The sequence below is a fragment of the Dokdonia sp. Hel_I_63 genome, from assembly GCF_007827285.1.
In the GTDB taxonomy this organism is placed as follows: domain Bacteria; phylum Bacteroidota; class Bacteroidia; order Flavobacteriales; family Flavobacteriaceae; genus Dokdonia.
In genome coordinates this window covers 1,215,894-1,235,528 of record NZ_VISD01000001.1, presented here as the reverse complement: position 1 = coordinate 1,235,528, position 19,635 = coordinate 1,215,894, and the positions used below count along the sequence as shown (strand labels likewise).

The 19,635-nt window shown below is 38.0% G+C and carries 16 protein-coding genes; 6 read left to right on the top strand and 10 right to left on the bottom strand.

The features are described 5' to 3' along the window. Positions 1-44 precede the first annotated feature (44 nt). The 5 genes from JM84_RS05455 (at position 45) to JM84_RS05435 (ending at position 4,150) form a co-directional block, all read left to right on the top strand. A complete protein-coding gene (locus tag JM84_RS05455) occupies positions 45-572 on the top strand; it encodes a methyltransferase (protein WP_013750058.1) in 528 nt (175 codons plus the stop codon). Then, positions 572-1,423, top strand: coding sequence for a glycosyltransferase family 2 protein (locus JM84_RS05450; RefSeq protein ID WP_144783113.1), 852 nt, complete (start codon positions 572-574; stop codon positions 1,421-1,423). Before JM84_RS05455 ends, JM84_RS05450 begins: the two co-directional genes overlap by 1 nt. Before the next feature lie 65 nt (positions 1,424-1,488). Continuing rightward, positions 1,489-2,583, top strand: a complete 1,095-nt coding sequence (locus JM84_RS05445; RefSeq protein WP_144783111.1) for an alkaline phosphatase — start codon at positions 1,489-1,491, stop codon at positions 2,581-2,583. A gap of 70 nt (positions 2,584-2,653) precedes the next feature. After that, entirely contained in the window at positions 2,654-3,391 is a 738-nt protein-coding gene (locus JM84_RS05440; RefSeq protein WP_144783109.1) for an MlaE family ABC transporter permease, read from the top strand. After that, positions 3,392-4,150 (top strand): ABC transporter ATP-binding protein, encoded by a 759-nt coding sequence (locus JM84_RS05435; protein ID WP_108878004.1) that lies wholly within the window; start codon positions 3,392-3,394, stop codon positions 4,148-4,150. A 101-nt stretch (positions 4,151-4,251) separates the two neighbouring features. Here the strand turns inward: JM84_RS05435 and JM84_RS05430 are convergent, their stop codons facing one another. The 10 genes from JM84_RS05430 to porU form a co-directional block, all read right to left on the bottom strand. After that, positions 4,252-5,742, bottom strand: a complete 1,491-nt coding sequence (locus JM84_RS05430; protein WP_144783107.1) for a DUF389 domain-containing protein — start codon at positions 5,740-5,742, stop codon at positions 4,252-4,254. Then, positions 5,742-6,827 carry a mannose-1-phosphate guanylyltransferase gene (locus JM84_RS05425; protein WP_144783105.1) on the bottom strand — a complete coding sequence of 362 codons (1,086 nt, stop codon included), beginning with the start codon at positions 6,825-6,827 and terminating at the stop codon, positions 5,742-5,744. Before JM84_RS05425 ends, JM84_RS05430 begins: the two co-directional genes overlap by 1 nt. Positions 6,828-6,832: 5 nt before the next feature. Further along, entirely contained in the window at positions 6,833-7,429 is a 597-nt protein-coding gene (locus tag JM84_RS05420; protein ID WP_013750065.1) for a SprT-like domain-containing protein, read from the bottom strand. 35 nt (positions 7,430-7,464) lie between these two features. After that, complete coding sequence (locus JM84_RS05415) at positions 7,465-8,145, bottom strand: SDR family NAD(P)-dependent oxidoreductase (RefSeq protein ID WP_013750066.1); 681 nt, start codon at positions 8,143-8,145, stop codon at positions 7,465-7,467. After that, the gene (locus JM84_RS05410) at positions 8,145-9,140 is read right to left on the bottom strand and encodes a M28 family peptidase (protein ID WP_041295776.1); all 996 of its coding nucleotides are present in this window, start codon (positions 9,138-9,140) and stop codon (positions 8,145-8,147) included. The genes JM84_RS05415 and JM84_RS05410 overlap by 1 nt, the downstream gene beginning before the upstream one ends. Before the next feature lie 62 nt (positions 9,141-9,202). Next, entirely contained in the window at positions 9,203-10,891 is a 1,689-nt protein-coding gene (locus JM84_RS05405) for a pyruvate dehydrogenase complex dihydrolipoamide acetyltransferase (RefSeq protein WP_013750068.1), read from the bottom strand. Between the two features lie 3 nt (positions 10,892-10,894). Then, positions 10,895-11,893, bottom strand: coding sequence for a pyruvate dehydrogenase (acetyl-transferring) E1 component subunit alpha (gene pdhA, locus JM84_RS05400; protein WP_013750069.1), 999 nt, complete (start codon positions 11,891-11,893; stop codon positions 10,895-10,897). A 208-nt stretch (positions 11,894-12,101) separates the two neighbouring features. Continuing rightward, positions 12,102-12,584, bottom strand: coding sequence for a cytidine deaminase (locus JM84_RS05395; protein ID WP_013750070.1), 483 nt, complete (start codon positions 12,582-12,584; stop codon positions 12,102-12,104). A 31-nt stretch (positions 12,585-12,615) separates the two neighbouring features. Continuing rightward, a complete protein-coding gene (porV, locus tag JM84_RS05390) occupies positions 12,616-13,809 on the bottom strand; it encodes a type IX secretion system outer membrane channel protein PorV (protein ID WP_144783103.1) in 1,194 nt (397 codons plus the stop codon). Positions 13,810-13,854: 45 nt separating this feature from the next. Continuing rightward, positions 13,855-17,664 carry a type IX secretion system sortase PorU gene (gene porU, locus JM84_RS05385; RefSeq protein ID WP_144783101.1) on the bottom strand — a complete coding sequence of 1,270 codons (3,810 nt, stop codon included), beginning with the start codon at positions 17,662-17,664 and terminating at the stop codon, positions 13,855-13,857. A 212-nt stretch (positions 17,665-17,876) separates the two neighbouring features. On the opposite strand from porU, the gene gldJ reads away from it, so the two are divergent. Beyond that, positions 17,877-19,613: a gliding motility lipoprotein GldJ gene (gldJ, locus tag JM84_RS05380; protein ID WP_013750073.1), complete on the top strand. Its 1,737-nt coding sequence runs from the start codon at positions 17,877-17,879 to the stop codon at positions 19,611-19,613. The last annotated feature ends 22 nt before the right edge of the window (positions 19,614-19,635 follow it).

The window sequence follows — 19,635 nt, the reverse complement described above, 5'->3', positions numbered from 1 at the left end:
CCCTCTTTTTTTTAAGTGTTACTAACTGTAAATTATCATTAAACGTGTACGAAAACACTTTTCCAAACAAACGATACAAACACACAATCAATTTTCTCAAGGAAGTAATTCCTGACACAAATGAGCAAATTCTTGATCTCGGTGTGCGTAACCCATTTGTAGATTTTATGGAACGAGAAGGATATACAGTACAAAATACATCGGGAGAAGATCTAGATATAGACACGAGTGCTGTACAACAAGCAGATGCAACGGTGATTACTGCGTTTGAGATTTTTGAACATCTACTCGCACCTTTTAATGTCCTGCAAGATATAAAGGCAGATAAAATAGTAGCGAGTATCCCTTTAAAACTATGGTTCTCCCCTGCCTATCGTTCCAAGACTGATATGTGGGATAGACATTACCATGAGTTTGAAGATTGGCAATTTGACTGGCTTTTTGAAAAAGCAGGATGGGAAATTAAAAAACGTGAGAAGTTTACAAATCCCGTTAAGAAAGTAGGTATTAGACCATTATTGAGAATCTTTACTCCGCGCTACTACCTGATTTACGCCGAACGCAAGTCATAATGAATTTCTACATCGTCATACCTTGTCACAATGAGGCCGAGTTTATAAAACAAACGCTAGACTCCTTAGTTGCACAAACATTGCTTCCTGAAAAGGTAGTTGTGGTCAATGACCAAAGTACAGATAACAGTGAGAAGATAATTTCCGCTTTCGCGAAAGCGCACTCCTTCATAGAACTTCTCAATACAACCAGCAGCGATATACATCTACCCGGCAGTAAAGTAATACAAGCCGTTCAAAAAGGTATAAACACGCTTGATGAAGACTATGATATCTTTTGCAAATTTGATGCAGATCTTATTTTTCCAGTGAATTACCTAGAGACCATTGCTCATGAATTTGAAAAAAATCCTCGCATCGGAATGGCTGGAGGATTTTGCTATGTAGAAAAAGATGAAGATTGGGTTCTTGAAAACCTAACTAACAAAGACCACATACGCGGCGCACTTAAAGCGTATAGAAAAGAATGTTTTAAAGAAATAGGAGGTCTCAAACCAGCAATGGGGTGGGACACCATCGATGAGCTTCTTGCAAAATATTATAACTGGCAGGTTATAACAAACGACACCCTGCATGTAAAACACCTGAAACCAACAGGCAATACCTACAACAAAGCAGCACAATTTAAACAAGGAGAAGCATTCTATGGAATGAGATACGGCTTTTGGCTTACTTTGATAGCGTCAATCAAGTTAGCAAATCGCAAAGGGAACTTGCTTTTAACTAAGGATTATTTGCGTGGATATTTTCGCGCAAAGCGATCTAAAAAAGATCACCTTGTAAGTGCACAAGAAGGCACATTTATAAGAAACTTACGATGGAAAGGAATAAGATCTAAGCTTGGTGTCTAATTCTTAACCTAATCTTTAAAATTGTCATTGAGACATTAATTACTTTTGCTTAAATCTTTACTACAATGAATATACAGTCAATATCAAAATATCTATCGCTATGTGTAATAGGTATGACCATATCTTGTGCATCTGTAAGCAGTACAGCACAAAATAAAAAACCTAAGAACATTATACTTATGATAGCAGATGGTACTGGTTTGAGCCAGATTTCTGCTAGTCAATATTATAATACGCAGCCGTCTAATTATGATCGTTTTAAAACGATAGGACTCATTAAAACTTCTTCGGCAAGTGATTTGATTACAGACTCGGCTAGTGGAGCTACGGCTTTTTCTACAGGTTTAAAAACATATAATGGAGCCATTGGAGTTAATACAGACACCATCGCTGCACCAACTATTCTTGAAGATCTAGAAAAAAGAGGTTTTGCTACAGGTGTTATAGCAACTTCAACCATCACTCATGCAACTCCTGCAAGTTTTTATGCCCATCAAAAGTTTAGAAAGATGGAGTTAGAAATTGCCGAAGATATCATCAACTCTGGCGTTGACTTTTTTGCTGGTGGAGGACGCAAATATTTTGAAAATAGAGAAGATGGAAATAATCTCGTAGCAACACTCGAATCTAAGGGCTATGAAATGTACTTAGATAGACTCAATCCTATGCTTTCATTAAAAAAAGATAAAAACTATGGTTTCTTACTTGCAGACAGTGGGATGCCTAAATTTTTAGATGGTCGTGGTTCTTTCTTGTATGACGCTACTAAACTTGGCATCAAGAAACTTTCTCAAAATAAGAAAGGTTTTTTCTTAATGGTAGAAGGTTCTCAAGTAGACTGGGGCGGACATAATAATGATAGTGAGTACTTAATAAGCGAACTTATAGACTTTGATACAGTGATAGGTCAAGTGCTTGATTATGCTGAAAAGGATGGCAACACACTCGTTATTGTAACTGCAGATCATGAAACGGGTGGATTTACACTAGCATCAAAAGCGGGAGATTATAACACGATAGAACCATCATTTTCTACAGGTGGACACAGTGCTACGATGGTACCAGTTTTTGCTTACGGACCTGGCGCTTCTGAGTTCATGGGAATCTATGAGAATACTGCTATTCATGCTAAAATGAAGAAATTACTAAAACAGCAGTAGTCATAAACCTATCTTAAATACTATTTTAACAATCGTATTAATACCTACATTAGCCACTTAAACATCGTCAATGTCGTACCTACACTCTATAGGTGAATATTTCTTAATGATAAAAAACACCTTTGTAAAACCTACAAAGGGCAAGGTTCTTCGTGATCTCATTTTTAAAGAAATTGATGATCTAATCATTGGGTCATTAGGTATTGTTGCATTTATATCCTTCTTTGTAGGCGCTGTTGTTGCCATACAAACGGCACTCAACTTAAACAACCCGCTATTGCCAAAATCGTTAATAGGCTTTGCTGCAAGACAGTCTATTATACTTGAATTTGCTCCTACATTTGTATCTGTTATTATGGCTGGTAAGGTAGGATCATTTATAACTTCAAGCATAGGTACTATGCGTGTTACAGAGCAAATAGATGCACTAGAAGTTATGGGAATCAACTCTCTTAATTACTTAGTATTTCCTAAAATTGTTGCGATGTTAATCTATCCATTCCTTATTGCAATAGGGATGTTTTTAGGAATTATAGGTGCTTATACAGCCGCAGTATATGGAGGCTTTGCTCCAAGTAATGACTTTTTATCTGGACTTCAACAAGACTTTATACCTTTCCAACTGTTCTATGCGTTTTTCAAAACGTTCTTATTTGCCTTTCTACTAGCTACCATCCCTGCATATCATGGGTATTTTATGCGAGGTGGAGCTCTCGAAGTAGGAAAAGCGAGTACAACTTCGTTCGTATGGACAAGTGTTGCGATTATACTATTGAATTTTATAACCACCCAATTATTACTAAGCTAGATGATTGAAGTAAAAGAAATACGAAAGTCATTTGGTGACAACGAAGTTTTAAAAGGATTCTCAACCAAGTTTGAATCTGGTAAGACTAATCTTATTATAGGCACTTCTGGATCTGGTAAAACTGTATTCTTAAAAACGATGTTAGGCCTTTTTAAGCCCGACAGCGGACAAATAATCTACGATGGTAATCCATACTCAGAACTTGATGATGAGCATCAACGTGATCTTAGAGAGCAGATAGGGATGGTTTTTCAAGGCAGCGCCTTGTTTGATTCTATGACTGTAGAAGAAAACATCGCTTTCCCGCTCAAGATGTTCACAAAGATGAAAAAGAAGGAACGCATTGAGAGAGCAAACGTGGTTATAAACCGCGTAAACTTAGAAAATGCAAATCATAAGTTACCTTCAGAAATATCTGGAGGAATGCAAAAGCGTGTAGCTATCGCTAGATCTATTGTAAACAATCCAAAATACCTATTTTGTGATGAGCCTAACTCGGGACTAGATCCTAATACTGCTACCGTAATTGACAATCTTATTAGAGAGATTACCATAGAACAGGATATTACAACCATCATTAATACGCATGATATGAACTCTGTGATGGAAATAGGAGATCATATTGTGTACCTTCAGAAAGGCCACTTAGCCTGGGAAGGAACGAAAGATGAAATTTTTAAAACAGATAATAAAGACGTTACAAATTTTGTGTACTCCTCAAACCTATTTAAAATGGTAAGAGAAGCACAAAACTCTTAATTGTTACGCTTTCGCGAAAGCGCCATTATAAAGAATTATAGCGCTTTAATATTTTACCTAGGTATTTAAGAAACTGTCTTATACACTAAAGAACAGTGATGTTATTTCTTTCTCCAAACATTACCATTTACAACTACAGTATCGAGACTAAAACGCTCTTTTATCCATTGCCCTAGTTTTTGCTGCTGTTTATTTCTTACGCTTTGAGACAAGCTATCTGCCCATTCTACTCGAACTACCGTTAAGGTATCAATACCACCAGAAAAGTCTGTAGTAATCTCTGTAGCATAACCAAATCTTTTAAGCCCATCATAATTAATTTTTGCCTCATTGCGCATAGATGCAAATGGTAAGGCTGTCCCACGAAGTTGGGTCACCTCATTCTCAAGAAGACGAATTTGCTCATCTTTAGAAGTCATTGCTTCTTGATTTTTTACATATAAATCCTCAAGAATACCAGAGCGCACCTCTGTACTTAATCTTGCTGCAAGTTCGCCACTTTGATCTGCGCCTTGATGTACAACTAGGGTACAATTCTCACAGTCTTCAGTCTTCTTAAATTCATCCTCCCATTGAGCAATGAGATTTTGCGGGACTAGCTTCCCTATAAGATAAAGATCTACACGTCTATTGTCGGCATCATCTGTTTCTTTTACAATCTCTGCACCTTCATATTTAATAGTATTTGTAACAAAAGCCTTTGCTTTAGTTATAAAAATTTGCTGATTAAGCAATCTTAAAAATGTCCAAACACTAGGTACTAAAACTAATACAGCAATAAGAGTTGCCATACGCGTCGTACGCTTTCTAGTCTTTTGGTTTGCATATTTAACTAACGGAAATTTGAGAAGTTTTGATACGGTAAATGTAGCTAGTGCGATAAACACGGCATTAATAGAAAAAAGATATAATGCTCCTAACGCCCAGTAAAGTCCTTCGCTATTTCCTATTATGGATTGAGAAAGACCATATCCTACGGTACACAATGGTGGCATTAAGGCGGTAGCAATTGCAACTCCAAAAATTACACTCGCTATGGTTCCAGACTTGGTCTTTGCTACAATAAGCGCAAGACCACCAAAAATTGCAATAAACACATCTAATATAGTAGGCCAAGTACGCGCCATTAATTCTGGTGTGACTTCTTTAACCGGCGATAAACTAAAATATAAGGTAGCTGTAAGCACACTTAGCACTATCATCACTGCAAGGTTTACAAATGATCGCTTCATCATGATAGCGTCATTTATAGCTATAGAAAGCCCTATACCGACTATAGGTCCCATAAGCGGACTTATAAGCATGGCCCCTATCACTACAGCGGTACTACTTACATTGAGTCCAATACTCGCAACAAAAATGGAAAAAATAAGAATCCACGCGTTATGACCCTTAAAAGGTATGTCTTTACGAATAGCCTCTACCGTGGTAGATCGATCTGTATCTTCTCTTATATCAAGAAGGTCACTTAAGAAATCTTTTATGCTTTGCCAGAGACCCTTTGCCTCGTCTCTCATATCCTCGTTAGGATCAATATTGAGTTCGCTGGGCTTTGGATCTGGATTTGCCCCTATATTATCTTTGTTTTCCACTATCCTAAGTTATTACCAAATTTAGACTGCACCTCGTTGCGTATTTCTTTGATGTCTTGCTCCTTGCTTTTAGGCACAATAACGAGAACATCTTCTTTTTCGACGATAATATAATCTTTAAGTCCGTCTACTACTACCACTTTATTACTAGCAGTTCTAATGATGTTTCCTGAGGTATTTGTTGCGATGATACGCGCATTTACAACGGCATCTTTTCCAGAAGTCCCTTCCATTTTATCATAGAGAGATCCCCAAGTACCTAGGTCATTCCAGTCAAAAGTTGCTGGGACTACTTTTACATTTTGATGCTTCTCCATCACTCCAAAATCGATACTTATATTCTCTGCTTTGGGATACGCTTCATTTATAAAATCTTGCTCTTCTGGCAGATTATACACCGCATTACCCTCATTGAGTAAACTGTACATATCCGGCAAAAAAGACTTAAAACTGTTTACGACAGTTTTTACACTCCATATAAACATACCTGCATTCCAGAGGTATTCTCCACTTGCTACAAATTCTTTGGCAGTAGGGTAGTCTGGTTTTTCTGTAAAACGTTTTACCGCTTTCGCGAAAGCGTTATCACTTTTATCATAATTTATGTAACCGTAACCAGTATTTGGAAAGCTAGGCTGTATACCTAAAGTAACTATAGTTTCTTCTTGTTGAGCTGCATCAAAAGCCTTCTGAAGATCTTCTACAAAGGCGTCTTCATCTTCTATCCACGCATCACTAGGAGCTACGACCATCACCGCATCAGGATTTTCTTTTTCCACCTTTAAGGCTGAAAGAAGTATACAAGGCGCTGTATTGCGCATTGCAGGCTCAAGTACAATGTTTTTCTGTTTAATATTAGGTAGTTGCTCCTTTACAAGATCATTATAATCTGTATTTGTAAGTATTAAAATTTGATCTTCTGGAACAATCTTAGCTAGACGGTTGAATGTTTTTTGCAACAAGGTTTCCCCGGTGCCAAGCATATCATGAAACTGTTTTGGAAAAGCCTGAGTACTCACAGGCCAAAATCTAGAGCCTACACCTCCCGCCATTAACAATGCGTAATAATTCTTAGTATTTTCCATAATTTCTAATCTATGATGTCTACCTCAGCATTAGGCTGAAATAGATATGTTCTACCTGTACTTACCTCTATGCATTCATAACGTTTTACACGTTTTTTACCCTTTTTAAATATCTTCCCATTATAAATCTGAAATGTAGATCCCATGGGTAATTCAAATATATAATTTTTATCACTAGGTGGGTCATAGTTCTTTAGTGCTACAGAAAGATGAGCATCAGTATCACTACTCGCCTTAGGATTTTTAAAATGCCTTGCTAGATAAGGTAATAAATCTGCTGGAAAGATTTCTGGCCTTATAAAGGGTAACATCAAGAATTGAAACGTATGTTTCCATTCTTTACCATGAGGTTTTATCGCTCTCCCATACTTTTTAAAAGCAACTAAGTGCGCTATCTCATGCACTAAAGTGACTAAAAACCTGTATTGATTAAGACTTACGTTTATGGTGATTTGGTGCTGTCCATCTGCCAGTATTCTATAATCTCCATGCCTTGTTACTCGCTCATTTACAATCTTGAGATAAACAGCATGTTCCTTTATTAATGCAAAAACTGGAGCAGCCGCTCTTTCTGGGATATATTTCTTGAGGACTTCTACCACGTCAACTATAAATCGTTTTTAAAATTACTTGCTACTTACGGCGTGCTAGCAGAAACTTGCAATACTTTACCGTTGTAAAATTGATTTCCTGTTAACGCAAAATTAGATAGATAATCTGCCATTTGTATTGCCGTCAATGGCGCTTCATACCCAGGGAATGCTTCTTCTAGCATTTCTGTTTGTACAGCTCCTAAAGCAAGTACATTAAATGCTATGCTCTGTTCCTTGTATTCTTCAGCTAAGAGTTCGCTCCATGTAATAACCGCTCCTTTACTTGAGCTGTAAGCAGCAAGGCCTGGAAACTTCATGCTTCCTTGGATTCCGCCCATACTAGACACCGTTACTACATGTGCACCAGCTGTCATATATGGAAGTACCGTACGCGTTAACTCGGCAACGCCAAACACGTTTACTTTGTATATCATCTCAAAATCTGCAACGGTAGTCTCTGCAAATGGCTTATTAAGTAAAGCGCCCGCATTATTTATGAGCACATCTACTCCTTCCCAATCACTTTCAATAAAATCTATGACTTTTTGAAAATGTGATTGGTCTGTAATATCAAATGGAAAAGCAGTGAGATTCTGTAAATTTAAATCTGCACAAGGAGTATGCTTTCGCGAAAGGGCAAGTACTTGGTGCCCTTCTTTTGCAAACTTCTTAGCAAGCTCAAAACCTATCCCTCTACTCGTACCTGTAATTATGATTCTTTTCATTAGTTCATTTTAATCTCTTTGTTAGGACTATTTGCCATTCCCGTGATCCCTGGGATTAACTTTTTAATAAGTCCTTCCATAAAGTCGATATCCATTTTATCTGCTTCATCACCTACGCCATGATAGTGATCATAATTTGTAAAATCAAACGAAGAAATAGTATGTGCAGGAATATTAAAATCTAAAAAGAAAGGATAGTTATCACTACGCTTGAAAAGATTAAATTCTTTTGCCTTTGGAAGAAAACCAATAACCTTTTCACCTGCATATTGATTAAACTTTTCTGCAAAGTTAGATTTCTCATATCCTGAAGCATATAACGAGTGATCTTTACCTACCATAGGCACTCCTACCATCTCAATACTTATCATCGTATAAAGATCAATACCAGCAGCCTTAAGTCTACTAGACAAATCTTTTGACCCTAAAAGTCCTTTTTCTTCGGCAGAGTATAGTGTAAATATAATAGTACGTTTATTAGTCTTTGCTTTAGTAAAATAATCTGTAAGTGCAAGTACTGTAGTTGTTCCAGCAGCATTGTCATTTGCTCCATTTGCTATGGTATCATCACCATCAGCTTTTGCGGTACCAATATGATCATAATGTGCGCCTATGATAATTACCTCATCTTTGAGCTTAGGATCATTTCCTTCCAGCACGCCTACAATATTAAATGCCTCAACACCATTTGCGTCAAATGGATCACGATAATTCTCAAAATAAGGTTTTATTCCAGCATCTTTAAAGCGCGCTTCTATAAACTGCGCAGCCATCTCAATTCCTTTGCTTCCCGTATCACGACCTTGAAGCTCATCTGAAGCTAGAAACTCCATCGTGCTTTTTACAGACTTCATTTTTTTGATGTCTGGCATCACCATCGTTACTTGGCTCGCTGGTGCAGTACTCACGTTTTCACCTTTTACACCTACTAAAGGAGCGGGTGACCCACAGCCCACTAAGACAAGGGCTCCTACTAATACTAAGATATTTTTCATAAAGCTAAAGATAAAAAAACCCACGCATTTGCGTGGGTTTATCATTCTATATTTATTATTGACTAAGCCAGCATTAATACTGGGTTTTCAATGTACGTTTTAAGCGTTTGTAAAAACTGTGCTCCAGTTGCACCATCTACTGTGCGGTGATCACAAGCAAGCGTAAGCTTCATTGTGTGTCCTACAGCAAGCTTTCCATCTTTTACCACAGGCTTCTCTACAATTGCTCCTACAGATAGGATAGCAGAGTTAGGCTGATTGATAATTGAAGTAAAATCTGTGATACCAAACATTCCTAAATTTGAAATTGTAAAGGTAGAACCTTCCATTTCTGGTAACGTAAGTTTTTTATCACGAGCCTTTCCAGCTAGTACTTTAACCTCAGCATTAATTTGCTGTAATGACTTTTCGTTTGCAAATTCTACTACAGGAACAACAAGACCATCAGGTACTGCTACTGCCACGCCAATATGTACATGGTGATTTAGACGCATTTTATCATCAAACCACTGAGAGTTTACTTGAGGATGCTGCTTTAAAGCAATAGACGTTGCCTTAATAATCATATCATTAAAAGAAACTTTTGTGTCTGGTAATGCGTTAAACTGCTTACGGAAGCTCATCATGTTCTCCATGTTGAACTCAACGTTCAAGTAGTAATGAGGCGCTGTAAATTTAGATTTACCAAGTCCGCGAGCGATTGCTTTACGCATTTGAGAATTTTCAATTTCCTCAAAGCTTTCTTCTCCTGTTGCAACAAATTGCTGCACCCCAGCTCCCGAAGATTGACTAGCGCTAGGTGTGAAGTTTTCTACATCACTTTTAACGATACGTCCGTTTTCTCCAGATCCTTTTACTTGAGATAGATTAATTCCTTTCTCGTCTGCAATTTTCTTTGCTAGTGGAGACACAAATATGCGTCCTCCAGTAGTATTTGTTGCAGGTTTTGAAGATCCAGAAGCAGAGTTTGTATTATTCTCTTTTTTTGGGGCTGCCTTTGGAGCATCTGCCTTTTTATCAGCTTTTGGGGCTTCTTTCTTTTCTTCCTTCTTTGGAGCCTCTTTTTTATTAGCTCCGCCACTTTTAACCACACTAGAAACATCTGTTCCTTCAGGACCTATAATTGCTAGAAGCGCATCAACATTTGCTGTCTCACCTTCATCAATACCTATATGTAATAATGTGCCAGACTGAAATGATTCAAACTCCATAGTTGCCTTATCGGTTTCTATTTCAGCAAGGATATCTCCTTCTTCTACTTTATCACCTACAGCCTTTAACCAAGTTGCAACTGTTCCTTCCTCCATTGTATCAGAAAGACGTGGCATTGTCACTACGACAACTCCTTCAGGAATATCTGATCCATCATCTGCCGATTCTTCTTCGTCAGAAGATGCGTCATTAGTTTCATCTTGAGATGCAGTCTCTTTTTTCTCATCAGAAGATGATGCTTCGTCTTCTCCACTTTTCGCAGAAGCGTCACCACCATTTAATAATCCAGAAATATCTTCTCCTTCTTCACCTATGATCGCTAAAAGAACATCAACTTTTGCAGTTTGACCTTCTTCAATCCCGATGTGTAATAACACACCTTCATTAAAAGATTCAAACTCCATAGTTGCCTTATCTGTTTCGATTTCGGCAAGGATATCTCCTTCTTCTACTTTGTCTCCTACTTTTTTAAGCCAAGTAGCGACTGTTCCTTCTTCCATCGTGTCGCTTAGACGCGGCATGTTAATTACTTCTGCCATAACTTAAAGTCTATGAGGTATAAATGGATATTCTTCTTGATCGTACACTACATCGTACATCACGTTTACATCTGGGAACGGACTTTCTTCTGCAAATTTTTCACATTCTGCCACACGTGCTTTTACTCGCTTGTCCATAACTTTAATCTCTTCCTCTGTTGCATATTCTTTTTCAAGAATAATTTCTTTAATCTGAGTAATAGGATCTATTTTTTGATACTCTGCTACTTCGTCTTTAGTACGATAGTGCTGAGCGTCAGACATAGAGTGCCCTCTATATCTGTATGTTTTAAGTTCTAAAAATGTAGGTCCATCACCACGGCGAGCACGCTCTATTGCTTCATCCATAGCTTCTGCTACTGCAACTGGATTCATAGCGTCTACAGGACCACAAGGCATTTCATACCCTAATCCAAGTTTCCAGATATCTTCATGGTTTGCAGTACGAGCTACAGATGTTCCCATTGCATACCCGTTATTTTCAACACAAAATACTACTGGAAGTTTCCAAAGCATTGCCATGTTAAACGTTTCATGTAAAGATCCTTGACGAGCTGCACCATCTCCAAAATAACAAAGTGTTACCGCTCCAGTTTTATTATACTTATCTCCAAAAGCCATTCCTGCCCCTAAAGGTATCTGTCCTCCTACAATCCCGTGACCTCCGTAAAATCCTTTCTCACGAGAAAAAATATGCATAGAACCTCCAAGACCTTGTGAAGTACCTGTTGCTTTACCAAAAAGCTCTGCCATCACACGTTTTGGGTCTACCCCCATACCAATAGGTTGTACGTGATTACGATATGCCGTAATCATTTTATCCTTAGATAAATCCATTGCATGCAATGAACCTGCAAGGATTGCTTCTTGACCATTGTATAGGTGAAGAAATCCGCGGACTTTCTGCTGTATATATACTTGAGCTAGCTTATCTTCAAACTTGCGCCAGAAGAGCATTTCCTCGTACCAGTTAAGGTATGTTTCTTTGGTTATCTTTTTCATTTAAAAGCGTATAAATGCCGCACATTTTTGAGCGAATAACAAAAATAACCAATTAAGAAGATATGGTAAAATTGAATGCAAGGAAAAGTTACGCAAACGGTTTCGTAGATTTATAATAGGTTTTTTAAGCTTTCGCGAAAGCGTACTCAACACAAAAACAACAGCTTACTTTAATACTTATACTGGGCCTCACAAGGCTCAATAGATACTATAGATATTTTGCAGTAAACAATAGGGGAAGTATATTTTCTAAAGAATCACTCTTTAAAACCTCTCCCCGCTCACCCATAAAATAGAGTGATATAGGCGACTTCTGCTTTATTTCGTACTCTGCAATTGCTTGCCTACAGATACCACATGGCGGAATAGGCACCGTGGTTTCCTTATCCTTTGCTCTCGCGGTTATTGCCATTGACACCATTACAGCATCAGGATATTGTGAAGATGCATAAAAAATAGCTGTACGCTCAGCACACAAACCGCCAGGATAGCAGGCGTTCTCTTGATTATTACCAGTAACTACGACTCCATTATCTAGAAGCAATGCAGCTCCTACTAAAAAGTCTGAATATGGTGCATATGCCTTTTCTCTTGCTTCAAAGGCAGCATCCATTAATGATGAAATCGCTTCTGGAAGTGCATCTTTTGAAGGGTACACATCTAGAAACGATTCAATTTTTATTTTTTTCATAAGCTTTTTTCGCTTTCGCAAATATCATGTTTTAATACTCGTCGTACTCATCACCAAAATGAAAAGTAAGTCCAAAACGGAGTGTACTTTCTAGAGGACTAATAACAGAACCAGTTGAGAAAAGATAAGAAAGATCTACATCTATCGCATTAAACTCGAAACCTGCTCCTAGTGTCGCAAATTTACGAGCTCCTTTAATATCACTTTCATTAAAATAACCAGCTCTCAACGCAAAAACATCGTTATAAGTATACTCTGTAGCAAGAGACCAAGTAACCTCCTTAAGCTCTTCACTAAATCCATCTGGCGCATCACCAAAAGACTGAAAGATTCCTGAGAAGAAATTTACATCATCATCTTGACCTGCTAAGATCACGACGTCGTCATCTTGCGTGATCTCCCCGTCACCATTAGTATCTGCTCGACCACGAATAGGTGGTGTAGGAACTAGTAACTTATTAAATTCAAGACCTACAAAAATCTTATTATAACTGTCCAATATAAAATCAAATCCACCACCTAACTTTAGGTTAGTTGGGATAAAATTTTCTTGTCCAGCATCATCATACTTGATTTTAGGCCCTATGTTTGAAATATTAAAACCTGCTCTCCATCTACCATCAAAATTGCTATACACCTGCTCTTCAGATTGGTAATATCCTGAAATATCAACTCCAAAAGAACTAGCAGGACTTGCGTCTGCAAATTGATCTAACTGCTGTATACGTAAGTTACTTTGTAAGAAACGCCCAGATACAGCCATAGAGAATTGATCATCAAGCTTAAGTGCATACGTTGCATCAATTGCAAATTCATTAGGTTTTACATCAAGACCTGGATCTTGCGCATCATTTCGAGTATTAATAGTACCAAGACTAAAATATCTTATGCTAGAAGCAAAAGCACTACGGTCATCAATACGATTTGCATAGACTGCTTGAAGTATTCCTATATCATTTACTAAGTTACCTAAGTAAGGCGTGTAGTTAATACCTACATTATGTTGATTAGGCAGGAATGCTAGTTTTGCAGGATTCCATTGAACTCCGTACGCATCTGGACTGGTAGCAACTCCTTGCTCACCCATACCAGCAGCGCGAGCATCTGCCGCTATAACTAAGAATGGTACTGCCGTTGTAATAGTATTAGGTTGATCTTGCGCTTGAACGCTAGTAGCAAACACGCTACAAAAAACTACTCCTAATATTGTAAAAACTTTATTCATATGTTGAGGCATTTAAAACAAATATAGACTTTTCTATGATTATGATTAGAGGATCACGAGCTTCTCTATTTTCTCCACTCGCTTGTTAGTTAACGTAGATTTAACAATTATCTTATATACATATACTCCTTTTCCGATTGCTTGACCAAAATCATCAAGACCATCCCACGTAATTGAACGTGACAAGAACCCTTCTGTCACTACCGTTTGATTTATGGTTTTCACCACTTTACCACTGACCGTAAAAATTTGAACCTGCACATCAAGAGGCTCAAAAGGGCGATTATGATTGAACCAAAATTCTGTATAATTTACGAACGGATTAGGATAATTAAGCACATTTTCGAGTTCTAACTCTTCATCCCCCAGCACCACAAACTGCAGTTCTGCCGTAGATGAATTATTGTATACATCCCAAGCCTTGAATGACAAGGTATGTGGTCCAGGCTCTAAATTTCTAATCTTACGAGCAGCAGTCCCTTTCATAAAGTCATCTACCTCTGTCTCATAAAAGTCATTCATTATAATAGGATTCGTCTCGTCACCATCTATTATTGCCACAATATCATGACCTATACCACTAGCGGTATTAATCCCGTTTTCATCTTCTAGCTTTGCAAGTATAATAGGAGAGTCGTTTGTGATACCTCCATTTACAAAGTTTTCATCATTCATAAATAATTTAATCCTAGGGCCTAAATTATCTTCTGGGGCATTCTCGTTAAGTCCTCCTATAATGATAGTTTCATCTACACCTGTCTGATCTTCTAATACACCTAGTCGCTCTGAATAAAAATTAAGCCGACCATTACCTAGCGGTATTGCAGTATCTCGTGGCATTCTGAATGTAAATTCAAAATTACCATTTGTCACCGATGCCTGTCCTCTGTAAAGAATAGCACCCAGTGTTGTAAAATCCATAATTGCGAGCTCTCCACCTATTACCACACCATCATTACCCAGCGTCTGCCTATCTATACGTTTGTCATACAAAGTAACAGCTAGTGTGCCATTATAATCTGTAAGCGTCTGACCTCCTTGTGAGGTTACACGACCATTTATCTTAACAAGGTCAAGCGCCTTTAACACAGGAAGCTCAGCCCCTACTGGCACATCATTAATTGCAGATAGCTGTATGTCTGGCTTAGGGAATGCAAGCTTCATCGCTGGATCACCTACAAAGAAAATCACCCTACGTAGCGGATCTGATATTCCATTTTTTGAAGCTCTAATATTCTCGGCTACACTTTTTACTTCGTTTGTACCAAAGGAAAACAACTGCTCTACTAGTGAGTTATTGAAATTAACTCCGAGGGTTACTGTGATTTCTCTCGTAGTCGTCACCAGACCTACTGCTCCACCATCGGCATTCCAAAACAATGCTTCTCCTCCCGTAGGACGTTCAGGATTGTCAAACTTTCCAAACTCACAGGTAACAGTTACTACAAGTGGTAAACGCCCGCCATTATCTAGGTTGTTAATTTCGTTTTGTGTCACTATAGCTTCGGCTGCGAGAAGTTCTTCACCTCCATGACCTAGATACGTCACCACAAGCGAGCCTACCTCAACGGCATTTTCAATGGCTTCGTTTACTTGAGGATATCTATCTCCACCGGCAGACGATTGCTGCTGGAATGCATCACTATGTATTTTTATAACATTTACAAAAGGCTTCTCTACACTTATTTGATCACCAAGATTATCTAAAGTACCTTGCAACTGAGCAAATTCAAAAACCTCATCTACATCGTCAGATACCAGCACAAAATTATTACGCCAGCGACCATAAGATTCACGAGCATCGTAATTAATAATTTTATCAACAACGGTGGAGGCAAGACTAGGCGAATCGGCAATAATTCTCCCTACAGCCACATCTAACTTATCTGACGCAATCATTGTTCCTTCAGATGGATCTAGTGAACCGTAGAAATCATCACTCATAAAAGAACGCACTAGACTAAAACTATCAAACGTTTGATAAGTAGGCATGACATTATTATTCCCTGAAATACGATTTTTATAGTCAACCGAAGTATCGCCAAAAAGACACACATATTTTAATCTTCCAACCTCTGATGATGCATTATCATAGACATATTTTATAAAGTTTCTAATCGCCCCAATATCTGCTTTACCACCTCCAAATTCATTATAAATTTGCTCAAGTGTAACTGTCTTTACATTGAGTCCTCTAAAATTTCTATTATGTTGCGCTAGTCTTTCCGCTTGAGACAATAATGTATTACCTGTAATCATTAAGTAATCCACATCTTCAAAATCACCACTATTGTTTTGAAAAATAGTCCCTTTCAAATTTTGATTAGATAACTGGGTATTTCCGCTTTCGCGAAAAGGTGTCAAATAATCAGATGGGTGAACTGCCACAAATGATTCTTCTGTACCCAGTAAACTTTTGAATGAGACATTCTGCGCCCCGTCTACTTCCAAAGTTCTTATCGCTGTTTGATCGGTTACATCCCAGATTTGAGTATAGCCTTGCATATTACTTAATGAATACGCACCTACTCCTGACTGCATACCTGCATCTGGATTACTAAAGGTAAATTGATTCCCAGTACCGCTTAACTGTGAGTCTACATCGAGACTTATAAAATCAAGGTATCCCACACTAGATGGATTACCGCTATTATTATAAATGAGTGTCACAACCATTTCACTACCAGATACAGGCACCTCAATATCAAGAGAACCACCTCTAGCAAGCACAATATCACTTATCGCAAGAATATTTACAGATCCCACAGAAGCACCATTAACGAGCACATCAAAAGAGGTTACACTTTCTGATGTAGCTGCCACTTCTACTCTCAAAGTGGCTGTTTGTCCCGGGACTGCATTTTCAAAATTAAAATCAAATGATTGCTCATTCTCAAAACTAAATCGTTCTCCAAACCAGCGTCTACCTATTTTTACTAAGCTATTTTCATCTTCCTCATGAAATTGATAGTCCTTATATGTATCATATGTGATAACCGCAGCTCCAGATGGCTCTACATAAGGACTCACACGCAAACCGTTAACACCAGTAACTGTTACATAGTAATACGATCTATCCTCGTATGGATTAATATGAGTATCTAATTCTTCATGATATTTTCTTGTACTCTCGCCATAAAAGAGAATCCTATCATCATTATCAAAAGTCCCATCACCACCTCCTAGTACTTGAATAGGAATTTCTCTAAGGTCAAAATTCTCATTATCGCTATTAAGCAATGGCAAAGGAGAACCTCCATAACCATACACTTTTATCTGCTCAGGATTAATTCCGTTTACATCAACCCCTAAACTCTGTAAAAAACTTCTATCAATAGCATGTATACCAGACTCTTCAACATAAAATTTATAGTAATCTCCTGTAGCCAATAACGAATTACTTATTACAAGAGACGCTCGTTGTAGTTGTTGCGCTTTCGCGAAAGCGAACATCACATCACCAGAGATCACTCTCATAACCTGACCGTTCTTTATTATAAAAGGTGAGATTTCTAATACAGTATAATATGTATTACGCGCTTTTGATGTATAAAACTGATAGCTAACCTCTGAAGACAATTGCTTTTTATCAATGGCATTGAGCCAAGACTGAGGAACAGTCTCTAATTTCACATTAACAAATTTTGAAGATTGGGGATCAATTGCACTTCTAGCATCCCACTGCATACTAGACGTATACTCACCTTGATCATTTACCACAAGATTCATTACTTCTAGAGCACTACCTCTCTGGGTAATTTTTAAAGCATTTTCCCAGTTTATAACCATTTGCTCTGACTGAGCAGATGTGCAAATCCCTATAAATATTAAAAATAGTGAGAGTAACGTTTTCATTAGTAGGATAACGAAAGCCTGTACGGCTTATTATTAACTTATAATTGTACTGTAGTTTTTTTACTTAAGACAATAATAAAGAATAAATAGCGCCGTTACTAATGAGTTAACCATAACAAACGAATTTTTTTTGGGCTCGACATCGTAAAATGCTTGCACTTTAACGAGTTATTACTATCTTGCAATCCCAAATACATTGAACATTATTACCTATGAAACTACACTTTGCATTAAAAATGCTGGCACTTGCCGTGATTTCGATTACAGTCGCAAGTTGTAGCAAATCAAACGATTACAAAGACAGTTCTAGAGGAACAGGCTGGAAAGTCGACGGTAAAAACGGAGGTTTTAAGCTTAAAACAGACTACGAAGAACAGGCTACTGGACCTGGTCTTGTGTTTGTAGAAGGAGGTACTTTTACTATGGGTAAGGTACAAGATGACGTAATGCATGACTGGAATAACTCCCCAAACCAGCAACACGTTCAATCTTTTTATATAGATGAAACTGAGGTTACTAACGGAATGTATCTAGAATACCTAGATTACTTAAAGAAAGTATTTCCTCCAGAAGAAGAAATTTACCGCAACATTTACAAAGGTGCACTACCTGATACACTTGTATGGAGAAACCGCCTTGGTTTTAATGAAACTATGACAGAAAACTACCTTCGTCACCCAGCATATGCAAACTACCCTGTGGTAGGTGTAAGCTGGATACAAGCTGTAGAATATGCAAACTGGAGATCAAACAGAGTAAATGAACTTATTCTAGAAGAACAAGGTTATACTGCAAGAGGCGCTCGTTTTGATGTGGATGCAAGCTCAACTTTTGACACAGAAACTTATTTAAATGCGCCAACACTCGCTTACGGAGGAAACGATGAGATGTCCCGAGGAGGTAAGGCTAGTGAACGTAGAATGAAGCAAAATACTCCAAAACCTAAAAAAGATGCAGATGGTAATGCTCCCGATCCAGTAGCAGATAGCGATGGCGCTTTAAACCCTAATGCGAAGGACATTTTTGTACAACGCACTGATGGAATACTTCTTCCTAAGTACAGACTACCTACAGAAGCAGAGTGGGAATATGCAGCTCTTGGTCTTACAGAATTAAGAAGCTACAATGTATACCGTGGTCGTAAGAAATATCCTTGGGATGGGTCTTACACAAGATCTTCAGATCGCCGCACACGTGGAGATCATTTAGCAAACTTTAAACAAGCAGATGGAGATTATGGTGGTATCGCTGGATGGTCTGATGATAATGCAGATATTACTGCAGAAGTAAAAAGCTATGAGCCTAACGATTTTGGCGTTTACGACATGGCTGGAAACGTTTCTGAGTGGGTTGCTGATGTTTATCGTCCTATTGTGGATGATGAGTTTAACGACTTTAACTACTACAGAGGTAACGTATATACAAAGAACGCTATCGGAGAAGATGGTAAAGTAAAAATCGTTACTGTAGATTCTATCGTTTATGACACACTTGCAAATGGAAGTATCATTGCTAGAGATTTACCTGGGGAAATACTACAAGTACCTGTAGATGAAGATGAGACTTATTTAAGAACACAATTCTCTACAAGTGACAACCGTAACTTTAGAGATGGTGACAGAAGATCTACAAGATATTTTGAATCTTTTAATGAAGATGTAGATAATCCAGACTCAGGAAAAAACATGTATAATGCTCCACAGCATAAAGTCGAGAGAGATGAAGACGGAAATATGGATCGCCGTTATGACGAGTCTAACAATAGAACATCACTTGTAAATGACGAAGTACGCGTTTACAAAGGAGGTTCATGGAGAGACAGAGCATACTGGCTAGATCCAGCACAAAGAAGATTTCTTCCACAAGGAATGGCAACAGACGATATTGGTTTCCGTTGTGCTATGTCACGTGTAGGATCAAAAGCTAAAACAGGAAAAAGAGCTAGATAAGACTCTCTTTTTACAGTATATT

What these genes read in the sequence shown, in the direction of transcription:
- JM84_RS05450 (WP_144783113.1), top strand. Translation starts at nt 572, where the DNA reads ATGAATTTCTACATCGTCATACCTTGTCACAATGAGGCCGAGTTTATA.
- JM84_RS05445 (WP_144783111.1), top strand. Translation starts at nt 1,489, where the DNA reads ATGAATATACAGTCAATATCAAAATATCTATCGCTATGTGTAATAGGT.
- JM84_RS05440 (WP_144783109.1), top strand. Translation starts at nt 2,654, where the DNA reads ATGTCGTACCTACACTCTATAGGTGAATATTTCTTAATGATAAAAAAC.
- JM84_RS05435 (WP_108878004.1), top strand. Translation starts at nt 3,392, where the DNA reads ATGATTGAAGTAAAAGAAATACGAAAGTCATTTGGTGACAACGAAGTT.
- JM84_RS05425 (WP_144783105.1), bottom strand. Translation starts at nt 6,827, where the DNA reads ATGGAAAATACTAAGAATTATTACGCATTGTTAATGGCGGGAGGTGTA.
- JM84_RS05415 (WP_013750066.1), bottom strand. Translation starts at nt 8,145, where the DNA reads ATGAAAAGAATCATAATTACAGGTACGAGTAGAGGGATAGGTTTTGAG.
- JM84_RS05410 (WP_041295776.1), bottom strand. Translation starts at nt 9,140, where the DNA reads ATGAAAAATATCTTAGTATTAGTAGGAGCCCTTGTCTTAGTGGGCTGT.
- JM84_RS05405 (WP_013750068.1), bottom strand. Translation starts at nt 10,891, where the DNA reads ATGGCAGAAGTAATTAACATGCCGCGTCTAAGCGACACGATGGAAGAA.
- pdhA (WP_013750069.1), bottom strand. Translation starts at nt 11,893, where the DNA reads ATGAAAAAGATAACCAAAGAAACATACCTTAACTGGTACGAGGAAATG.
- JM84_RS05395 (WP_013750070.1), bottom strand. Translation starts at nt 12,584, where the DNA reads ATGAAAAAAATAAAAATTGAATCGTTTCTAGATGTGTACCCTTCAAAA.
- porV (WP_144783103.1), bottom strand. Translation starts at nt 13,809, where the DNA reads ATGAATAAAGTTTTTACAATATTAGGAGTAGTTTTTTGTAGCGTGTTT.
- porU (WP_144783101.1), bottom strand. Translation starts at nt 17,664, where the DNA reads ATGAAAACGTTACTCTCACTATTTTTAATATTTATAGGGATTTGCACA.
- gldJ (WP_013750073.1), top strand. Translation starts at nt 17,877, where the DNA reads ATGAAACTACACTTTGCATTAAAAATGCTGGCACTTGCCGTGATTTCG.